The sequence below is a fragment of the Methanobrevibacter sp. UBA412 genome (assembly GCA_002495685.1).
GTDB lineage: Archaea > Methanobacteriota > Methanobacteria > Methanobacteriales > Methanobacteriaceae > Methanobrevibacter_A > Methanobrevibacter_A acididurans.
In genome coordinates this window covers 1351-11570 of record DAGJ01000023.1, presented here as the reverse complement: position 1 = coordinate 11570, position 10220 = coordinate 1351, and the positions used below count along the sequence as shown (strand labels likewise).

The following is a 10220-nucleotide window of genomic DNA, read 5'->3' as shown; positions in this document are numbered from 1 at the left end:
AAAACCGGATTAATCAACAGATTTAAACTAAAACTAGAATTTTGGAACATAAAAAATAAAAACCAAAATCATCAACTAAATTTTTGACAGAGCCTAAAGATATTTTACAAAAAATTTTAAATAGGGAAATTTATTATCATGAAGATGAACGTTGCTTTTTAAATGCAAATGGGGATAAGGTTTATATTAAATCTATTATTTTCCCTGTAACTTATTTAAATCGTGTTGCTGCACAAATTAATTTAATAGATATTACAACATCTTTTCTTTATGAAGAGAATTTAGAGGAAATTAATAAGGAATTAAATACGCTTGTTGATGAGAAGAATATGCTTTTAAAAGAGGTTCATCATAGAGTGAAGAATAATCTTCAGATTATGCTTAGTTTAATTAATTTAGATTCTCGTTATCATCCTAATGATTCTGATCAGGTTTTGGGATCTGCTAAAAATCGTATTAATGCTATGGCTTTAATGCATGAAAAAATTTATAGATCTTCTGATTTAGCTCATATAAATATAAAAGAATATATTAAAACTGAAGTAAATTACTTATTTGATTTATATGGTGTTGAAAATATTGAGATTAATTATTTATTGGATGATTTAGAATTAAGTATGGATACTGCAATTCCTTTAGGTTTAATAATTAATGAAATGATTATTAATGTTATTAAATATGCTTTCCCTAATGGTGAAGATGGGAAACTTAGTATTATTCTTCATGCTTCTTCTAATAAGGTTACTTTAATTTTAGCAGATAATGGTGTAGGTGCTCCAAAGGATTTAGATGCTGAAAATTCTAGTAGTTTAGGTTTAACTGTTGTACGTGGTTTAGTTAATCAAATCAATGGTAGTATTACTCGTTTAGATCGTCCAGGAACTGCTTATATGGTTGAATTTTTATTAGAATAAGATTTTATTAATGGGTGGATGGTTTTTATAAATTGATTTCTTTTTTATGGGTGGAAGTGTTTATAAATTGTTTCTGCAAGATTTTGGTTTATTAAATCTATTTTAGCTAGTTCTTCTACACTTGCATTTTTAATTTCATCTATGCTTCCTAAATTTTTAAGTAAGCTAATTTTTCTTTTTTTACCTATTCCTGGAATATTGTCTAGGGAGGATTCTGTAATTTTTTTGCTACGTAATTTTCTGTGATGTGTAACACCAAAACGGTGTGCTTCATCTCTTACTCTTTGAAGTAGGTGTAATCCTTCATTGTTTTCAGGAATTCTAATAGGTATGTTGGATTTTGGTATGAAGATTTCTTCGAATTCTTTTGCTAGTCCAATAATTGGTATGAATGTTAAATTATATTTCTCAAGTACTTCATAGGCTACATGTAATTGTCCTTTACCTCCATCTATTAAGATTAAATCAGGCATGCTTCCAGGTTCTAATGGTATTCTTTCTTTTTCTTCTTGATTATAATATTCTGCTATCTTTTTAAGTCTTCTTGTTAATAATTCTTTCATCATCCCATAATCATCTGGACCTGGGGTTTGCATTTTAAATATTCTATATTGTTTTTTATTAGGTTTTCCATTTAAGAAGCTTACTTTACTTCCTACTGCAAGTTTTCCTGAGATATTACTTATATCGTATCCTTCGATTACTAATGGTAGTTTTTCTAGTTTTAAATATTTTTTAACTTCGATTAAGCTATCGTCCATTTTTTCTTTTTGATTTTTTATTATATCTGCATTTTTTCTTGCCATACGGACTAATCTTAATTTAGTTCCTTTTTGGGGTATGTGAATATGGACTTTGTTTCCACGAATATCTGTTAACCAGTCTTCTATTAATTTTTTATCTGGAATGTTTTCTTCAATTAGTATTTCTTTTGGAACATGTCGGTTTATTCCATAGTATTGTTTTATGAATGCACTTATTATGTCGTCGGATCTGTCTTCTTCAGTGGTTGTCATTATGAAGTCGTCTCTTCCTATAATGTTTCCGTTTCTAATGCTCATTACTACAACTATTGTTGCATTTTCTTTTAGACTGGTTGCTATTATGTCTTGATCTGTTTCGTCCATGAATTCTACGAATTGTTTTTCAATTACTTCATGTATGCTGTTTATTTGGTCTCTAAGTACTGCTGCTTTTTCGAATTCTTGATTTTTACTTGCTTGTTTCATTTCGTCTTCTAAAGTTTTTAGGATTTTATTATATTTTCCTTGGAAGAATAAGTCTATTTTACTTATATTTTCATTGTATTCTTCTTTACTTATTTTACCTGCACATGGTGCATTACATAAATTGATTTGGGAATTTAGGCAAGGTCCATCCATTCTTTTACAGGTTCTTATTTTGAATAATGATTTTAATAGTTTTACAGTTTCATTCACACTTCTAACATCTGTAAATGGTCCGTAATATGTTCCTGTTTTTCCAATGTGGCGGGTTAGGACTAAGCGGGGGAAATCTTCATTGGTTAATTTTGCATATGGATATCTTTTATCATCTTTTAAGCGTATATTATATTTTGGTCGGTGTTTTTTTATTAAATTAGCTTCTAGTATTAGGGCTTCTTTTTCACTATTGGTTATAATATACTCTAAACTGTGGAAGTGACTCATTAAAACTGTAGTTTTTGGTCTGTCCTTTTTTTCTTTAAAATAGGATTTCACCCTATTTTTAAGGTTTTTTGCTTTTCCAATGTATATTATTTTTTCATCAGCATTTTTCATGATGTATATTCCAGGTTTAGTTGGAAGTTCATCTGCTGATTTTACTTTAGTTGACATAAATTTTTTTTTAGATAATTATTTTTTTTATTTTTTTATTTTTTTTATTTGGATCTCATTACCCATTCAAGTATATCTTTTTCTTGTTCTAATTTCCAAATTGTTTCATTTATAATATCAATATTATTCATATCTGGTTTGTTTAATTCACTGGAATGGTCTTCTGTTGAAGCTGTATTTCTTTTTTCTTTTAAATCTCTTATTGTGGTTTCCACATTTAATAGGTATGCTACAATATCAGGATCCATTTTGTACTTGTTTAATACTTCTTCTATTGCGTTTATTTGGATTTTATCTATTTTTAATTGTGTTTTAAGTTCTTCATGTCCATTTGTAATGTAAGAAAGCATATCTTCTAATTCTTCTTCCTCTTCTTTTAATTCTTTTAATTTTTCTTTTATTTCGTTTATATGTTTCAATTTATTATTCCTCCAAATTTATTTTAATATAAATTTATTAATTTTTTTAATTTTATTTTAGCATTATTTTTATAATACATATTATATATAAGTAAAAATCAATAAAAGTATTTTTTAGTATTGGATAAATTAATTTTTTTTATTATAAAAAAAAGGGTCTTAATCTTATGAATGATGAGTTTCAAAAAAGTTTTAAATTAGATTCAAAGTATAAACCTTTAGGTGATCAACCTCAAGCTATAGATTCACTTGTTAATGGTGTGAATAAGGGTATGCATGAGCAAACATTATTAGGGGTTACTGGTTCTGGTAAAACTTTCACTATGGCTAATGTTATTGAACGTGTTCAGAAACCTACTCTTGTTATTTCTCATAATAAAACACTTGCTGCTCAATTGTATGAAGAGTTAAAAAGTTTTTTTCCTGATAATGCTGTAGAGTACTTTGTTAGTTATTATGATTATTATCAGCCTGAAGCATATGTGCCTAGTAGTGATACTTTTATCGATAAGGAAGCTAGTATTAATGAGGAAATTGATATTATGCGACATTCTGCTACTCAATCTCTTCTTTCACGTGATGATGTTATTGTTGTTAGTAGTGTGAGTTGTATTTATGGTATTGGTTCACCTGAGGATTATGGTGAGTTTGCTTTAAAGATTAGTGTTGGGGATACTTTTGATCGTAAGGATATTATTCGTAGATTAATTTTCATGCAATATGAGCGTAATGATATTCTTTTTGAGCGTGGTCAATTTCGTGTTCGTGGGGATGTGATTGATATTAATCCTGTTCATGGTACTCCTCCTGTTCGTATTGAATTGTTTGGTGATGAGGTTGAATCTATAAGTCTTTTTAATAAGGTTACTAATAAGAAGTCTGAGAATTTGCAAAGGTATATGATTTATCCTGCTAAGCATTTTGTTGTTGGTGCTGATCGTATGGATGCTTCTATTCGTAATATTCAAGAGGAATTGGATGATCGTTTGAATGAGTTGAAGTTAGAGAATAAGCTTGTTGAGGCTCAAAGATTAGAGCAAAGAACTCGTTTTGATATTGAAATGTTGCAGGAAATGGGTTATTGTCCGGGTATTGAGAATTACAGTCTTCATTTATCTGGTCGTAAGTGGGGTGAGAAGCCTTATACTTTGCTTAAATATTTCCCTGATGATTTTTTAACTATTATTGATGAGTCTCATGTTACTGTTCCTCAAATTCGTGGTATGTATAATGGGGATCGTTCTCGTAAGGAGACTTTGGTTCGTCATGGTTTCAGGTTACCAAGTGCTAAGGAAAATCGTCCTTTCCGTTTTGATGAGTTTGAAGCTACTGTGGATCAGGTTATTTATATGAGTGCTACTCCTGGTGAGTATGAGTTAAGTCGTAGTCAGAATGTTGTTAAGCAGATTATTCGCCCTACTGGTTTAGTGGATCCTGAGGTTATTATTCGTCCTATTGAAGGTCAAGTTGAGGATTTGCTTGGTGAGGTTCGTAAACGTGCTGATAGGGATGAGCGGGTGCTTGTTACTACTTTGACTAAGCGTATGTCTGAGGATTTAACTGATTATTATGCTAAGATTGGTGTTAAGGTTAGATATTTGCATTCTGAAATTGATACTTTGGAACGTATTGAGATTATTGATGATTTAAGACGTGGTGAGTTTGATTGTCTTGTTGGTGTTAACCTTTTAAGAGAGGGTTTAGATTTGCCTGAAGTTAGTCTTGTTGCTATTTTGGATGCTGATAAGGAGGGTTTCCTTCGTAGTGAAACTAGTCTTATTCAGACTATTGGTCGTGCTGCTCGTAATGTTAATGGTCAGGTGATTATGTATGCTGATGTTATGACTGATTCTGTTAAAAATTCTGTTAAGGTTACACGGGATAGACGTAAGCTTCAATTGGCTTTTAATGAGAAGTATAATATTACTCCTACTAGTACTTATCGTACTCTTAAGGAGCGTAAGCAAGATATTAGTAAATTGGATAAATCTAAAGGGGATATTAGTAATATGCCTAAGGATGATTTACGTGCATTGATTAAAGATTTAGAGTCTGATATGGCTGATTCTGCAGGTGATTTGGACTTTGAAAGAGCTGCTTTGATTCGTGATGAATTAGTTGTATTGAAGGATGTTTTGAAAAATAAGCGTTAATTAAAAATAGTATGTTTTTTTTATAAGTGGAAATAGAAGGGTAAAATTATAAAAGTTTAAAAATTTTTTTTTAAATACTATTTTTTTTTTAAATATAAATTAAGGAATGATAATATATTTTTTTTCAAGGCGATTTCCCATTTTTTTTTTAAACTTTTTATAATTTTATTTTTATGTCCCACTTATTTTTGTGTTTATTTTTTTTTTTTTTAAGTTAACGAAATTATGTGTAGATTTTTAATTTTTTTTCTATCAAAATATATTTGGAGATTATATTTTTTAGTTGTGAAAAATAATGTTTTTTTTAAAAATTTTATTTTTTTTATAATTTCATCAACGATGTAAAATTAATTTCACATCGTTTTTTATATATCCTTATACTCATATATAAAGCTTTCTAAATAAAAATTCTAAAAATCATGAAAAATATAAACATAATAAAAAAGGTTTATTAACAATAAAATCATTACAATTAAATAATAATATACTTTAATATACAATCAGAAGATAGGAAAAAATTCAACCTATCTAAAAATAAAAATTTATTAAATTATATTATTAAAAATATAAAAAAAATTATTTAAACGGAGAAAAAATACAATGTCAAAAATAACAATAGATAAAGATAAATGTGATAATGTAGATTGTGGAGACTGTGTAGATATGTGCCCAGAAGAATGCTTTAAAATGGGAGAAGGAGAAATAGAAATCCAACACCCAGATTTATGTGATCAATGTGATGTCTGTGTAGATATTTGCCCAAATGCTGCAATAACAGTCGAACCAGATGAATAATTAAATTCTTTTTATAAATTCTTTTTATAAATTTTTTTTTTAAACTAATTTAACCTTAAACTATTTATTTTGACAAAAAATTTTTTAAATAATAAAATATAAAAGTAAATTTTTAATAATATAAAATCATAAGAAAAAAAATAATTGTTTGGAGGTTAAAAAAATATGGTAACAATAACAATAGATAAAGATAAATGTGATAATGTTGATTGTGGTGAATGTGTAGATATTTGCCCTGTAGAAAACTTTGTTATGGGTGACGGTGAAATAATCATTCAACACCCAGAAGAATGTACTTTATGCGAAATCTGTATGGATGTATGTCCAAATGGATGTGTCGTAGTTAAAGACGAATAAAATACATTAAGTTTTAAACAAATCTAATTTTTTTTAAAACATTTTCTTTTTAATTCTTTTAAAACTCTATTTTTAATTATTTAATATTTTATTTCTATTTCTTTCGAACAATCTCTTTTTAAATCAACTAATTTCTATATTAACTATTAATAAATAGTAAATCATTTATACTAATTAAAAAATACATTAATTATAATAAGATTTTTCTCCCTTTTTAATTAACAATTAATATGGATTTAAGTAAAATGGTTACTAAAGAAAAAAGAGCAAGTATTATAGAAAATATGGATCCAACTATAATAAATAAAGCTCATAAGTTTATAAATTATGGGGCAATATTAATCTTAATATTCTCTATATTAATATTAATATTTGATTCAAATTTTATAACAGACATTATAGGTCCTAACTTTATAGGAAACATTGCACACAACCCTTTAATCTATATAATAATCTGTACAGTTTTTCTCCTAGATCAAAAATTTGGGAAAAAATTAAGAATTTTAAACAACATATTATCTCTATTTGTTGGTTTTATTGGAGTATTAGCAATATTCTCTTTTTTTAATATTAGTGAAATTAATTATTTTTTATTTAGTGTAACTAATAATTCATTATATTTAGCTTATTATTTCATAATATATTCTATAATGTTATTATGTATTGTTAATCGGAAATGGTTAGGTTTATCACAATTTTTACCACTTATTAATATTGCAGTAGCAGTTATTGGTATTTTAAACTGTTTAGCATTTCCAGATCCTAATTGGGGTATAATATTAAACTTTGCAGTTTTTAAAGTAATATTGTCTGGATTGCTTTTTAATGCTAATCCTTATCAGGGTTTTATTTGGATTTTCTATTTAGATACTCCTGGAAGTCAATTTATACGTTATGGTATTTTTGTTGTGCCTTTAATTTTTTTCATTCCTGTAGCATTAATAATGTATTATTTCACCCCTACACTTTTAGTTGATTCTTATGTAGCAGTTGCAACTATTGCAATGTTAATTATTTTAATCATGCTTATTTTTTACAGTTGGAGAGTAGAACGTTATGATTTAGAAAATGTTTTATCTTTTGATGAAAATGAGAAAAATCGTAAATTTTATGAATCCTTAATTCAAAATATGAGTGGTGGTGTACTTGCAACAGATAGTGAGGATAATATAATCTATATTAACAAAGCATTCAGTAGTTATTTTGGATTAAATGAAAAAATATTAACTAACACTCCATTTTTTGATGGTCAATGGTATTTTAGTATATTATTCGATGAGTATGCTGAAGCAAAATCTAGTAAAAAACCAGTATTTATTGAGTATAAAGAGATTATGCACTATGCTGGTGTACGTTATATTAGTGGATGGATAACACCAATAATTATAGATGATACTTTTAAAGGTATGATTTTTACTTTAATTGATGTGTCTTCACAGGAAGGTTCTACTCTTAGTGCAGCATTAGATGATAAGAATGTGTTACTTGGAGAAGTTCATGATCGTGTTAAAAATAATATGCAAATAATTTTAAGTTTATTAAATATTCAATCTCACGAATCACAAAATGATGAAATCAAGGAAGCAATTTTAGAATCTCAACAAAGAATAAACACTATGGCATTAGTTCATGAAAAATTATATCAAAACCTTGATTTTTCACAAGTCAATGTTATAAAATATGTTGATGAATTAATTAAAGAAGTATGTAAAAATTTCAGCAAAAATGATAATATAAGTTTTGATAAAGATATTTTAAATTCTAATTTCAGTATTGGTACTACTATCTCATTAGGTTTAATTTTAAATGAATTATTAACTAATTGTGTTAAATATGCATTTCCTAATGGTAAAGAAGGATTAGTTAAAATTAAACTTAGAAAAAACAAAGAAAATCTTAATGAATATTACTTTGAAATCAAAGATAATGGTGTGGGATTCTTAAACAATGATATTGATGAGCATATGGGTATTAAAATTGTTAAGGAAATGGCTAGTCAGTTAAATGGGGTTGTAAATATTTATTCTTCTAATCATGGTGTTTTAGTAAATATTATATTCAGACCAGATGAAGAGAAAATGGATAAATATTAATTAATATTTAATTTCTTTTTAAACACATTTTTTTCCTTTTAATTATTCTTTTTTTTATATAAAATTATTTAATTATTAAATAACATAATTTAAGATTAGTGTTTATTTTTTTATAATAATTAAATGAGGAGTATAAATTTTAATGACTATAAAAATTAAGAAAATCTTAATTCTACTATTATTTATTTGTCTTTTATGTAATTTAACTACTATTTCTGCGGAAAATATTACAAATATTAGTTCAAATCAGGTGGATGGTGTTAATCAATCATTTAATGATTTAAATCAAACTGTAAGTATGGGTAATTATACTGTAAATTTGAAAAATAATTATACTTATCAATTGAATAATGATTCTAATTTGTATCAGGGTATAATTTTAAATGGTATTCATCAAATTATTGGTGAAAATTGTCGAATAGATGCTAACAATGAGGGTAAATTGATTTTTAATGTTAGTACTGGTAGTAATATTATATTTAATAATTTAACTTTTAAAAATTGTGAAAATGCTGTGTATGTTTCTTCTAATTCTAATGTAATGTTTATTAATTGTGAATTTATAGGTAATCATGCAAATGATTATGGTGGTGCTGTTTATTTAGATAGTACTTCACCAGACAATTCAATAAGTTTTATAAATTGTAGTTTTATTGATAATTCTGCAAAAATTAAAGGTGGGGGAATATATACTCTTAATACAAATCTTAAGATTATAAATTGTAATTTCACAAGTAATAATGCTGGAGAAGCTGGAGGGGCTATATTTACTAATTTAGCAAATGTAGAAATAATTAACTCTAATTTTATTAATAATTCTGCAGTTTCTGGTGGGGGAATAAATATTATTAGTGGGGAAATAATTAACTCTAGTTTCACAGGTAATTATGCAGAAACTTTAGGTGGAGCTATTTATGCTGTTGATAAATTAAATGTTAAAAATACAAGTTTCACATTTAATAAAGCTTTATTTTCTAGTGGTGCGATTTATAATACAATTAAAGTGGATTGTGAATTTTCAAGTTTTATTAATAATACTGGATCTGTTTATGCTCTTAAAACATGTACTTTAAATGGAAATGTATTTTTAAATAATAATTTAGAAAATCAGTATACTATTTATGTTAATTCTAAAGATGATTTAAATGCTAATTATAATTGGTGGGGTAATAATCAGGCTTTCAATAATTCTACTTTAATAAGTTTAAATCCATCTAATCCTATAAATCAGGGTAAGTCTTCTTTCATTCCAGATAATTGGATTATATTATCCTTAAATGCTGTGGATTATAATTTAGTATTAAGTTTAAATACTGTATATGATAATTTGAATAATTCTTATTTTTCTCTTCCAGAAAATATTAAACTGCCTTTTAGGCAAGCTTTCTTTATTACAAATAATGGTAAGGTGGATCCAGGGAATTTTAGTTTTATGAAAGAATTTACAAGTAAATATTTACCTAATGAAACTGTGACTAATAATACTTTTATAAAAGTTTTTGTGGATAATCAAACATTAAGTTTAAATTTTAACCCTAGAAGTTTAACTATTAATAATTACAATGCAGTTTATGGTGTGATTGGAAATCTTACAGGAAAACTTTTAAGTAGTGATGGTAGTCCTATTGTTGGTCAGCATGTTAGTTTGAAT

Annotated in this window: 8 protein-coding genes; 6 read left to right on the top strand and 2 right to left on the bottom strand. The window is 26.5% G+C overall.

Translation table 11 applies throughout. From position 1 onward, the window contains the following. Nucleotides 1-83: 83 nt before the first annotated feature. Nucleotides 84-914 (top strand): sensor histidine kinase, encoded by an 831-nt coding sequence (locus BP997_RS07265; protein ID WP_413829065.1) that lies wholly within the window; start codon nt 84-86, stop codon nt 912-914. Nucleotides 915-958: 44 nt separating this feature from the next. On the opposite strand, the gene uvrC is transcribed toward BP997_RS07265, so the two are convergent. Both uvrC and BP997_RS07255 read right to left on the bottom strand, forming a co-directional pair. Then, nucleotides 959-2752: an excinuclease ABC subunit UvrC gene (gene uvrC / locus BP997_RS07260; protein ID WP_413829063.1), complete on the bottom strand. Its 1794-nt coding sequence runs from the start codon at nt 2750-2752 to the stop codon at nt 959-961. Between the two features lie 44 nt (nt 2753-2796). After that, nucleotides 2797-3171 (bottom strand): hypothetical protein, encoded by a 375-nt coding sequence (locus BP997_RS07255; protein WP_409198939.1) that lies wholly within the window; start codon nt 3169-3171, stop codon nt 2797-2799. 167 nt (nt 3172-3338) lie between these two features. Between BP997_RS07255 and uvrB the strand changes: the two genes are divergently transcribed. From uvrB to BP997_RS07230, 5 genes are all read left to right on the top strand, one after another. Further along, entirely contained in the window at nt 3339-5324 is a 1986-nt protein-coding gene (gene uvrB, locus BP997_RS07250; RefSeq protein ID WP_409198940.1) for an excinuclease ABC subunit UvrB, read from the top strand. 600 nt (nt 5325-5924) lie between these two features. Next, nucleotides 5925-6119 (top strand): indolepyruvate ferredoxin oxidoreductase subunit alpha, encoded by a 195-nt coding sequence (locus tag BP997_RS07245; RefSeq protein ID WP_409198941.1) that lies wholly within the window; start codon nt 5925-5927, stop codon nt 6117-6119. A gap of 165 nt (nt 6120-6284) precedes the next feature. Next, nucleotides 6285-6476, top strand: coding sequence for an indolepyruvate ferredoxin oxidoreductase subunit alpha (locus BP997_RS07240; protein ID WP_409198942.1), 192 nt, complete (start codon nt 6285-6287; stop codon nt 6474-6476). A gap of 245 nt (nt 6477-6721) precedes the next feature. After that, a complete protein-coding gene (locus BP997_RS07235) occupies nt 6722-8569 on the top strand; it encodes a sensor histidine kinase (RefSeq protein ID WP_413829060.1) in 1848 nt (615 codons plus the stop codon). 142 nt (nt 8570-8711) lie between these two features. Continuing rightward, on the top strand, nt 8712-10220 hold a 1509-nt coding region (locus tag BP997_RS07230), incomplete at its 3' end, for a hypothetical protein (RefSeq protein WP_413829058.1).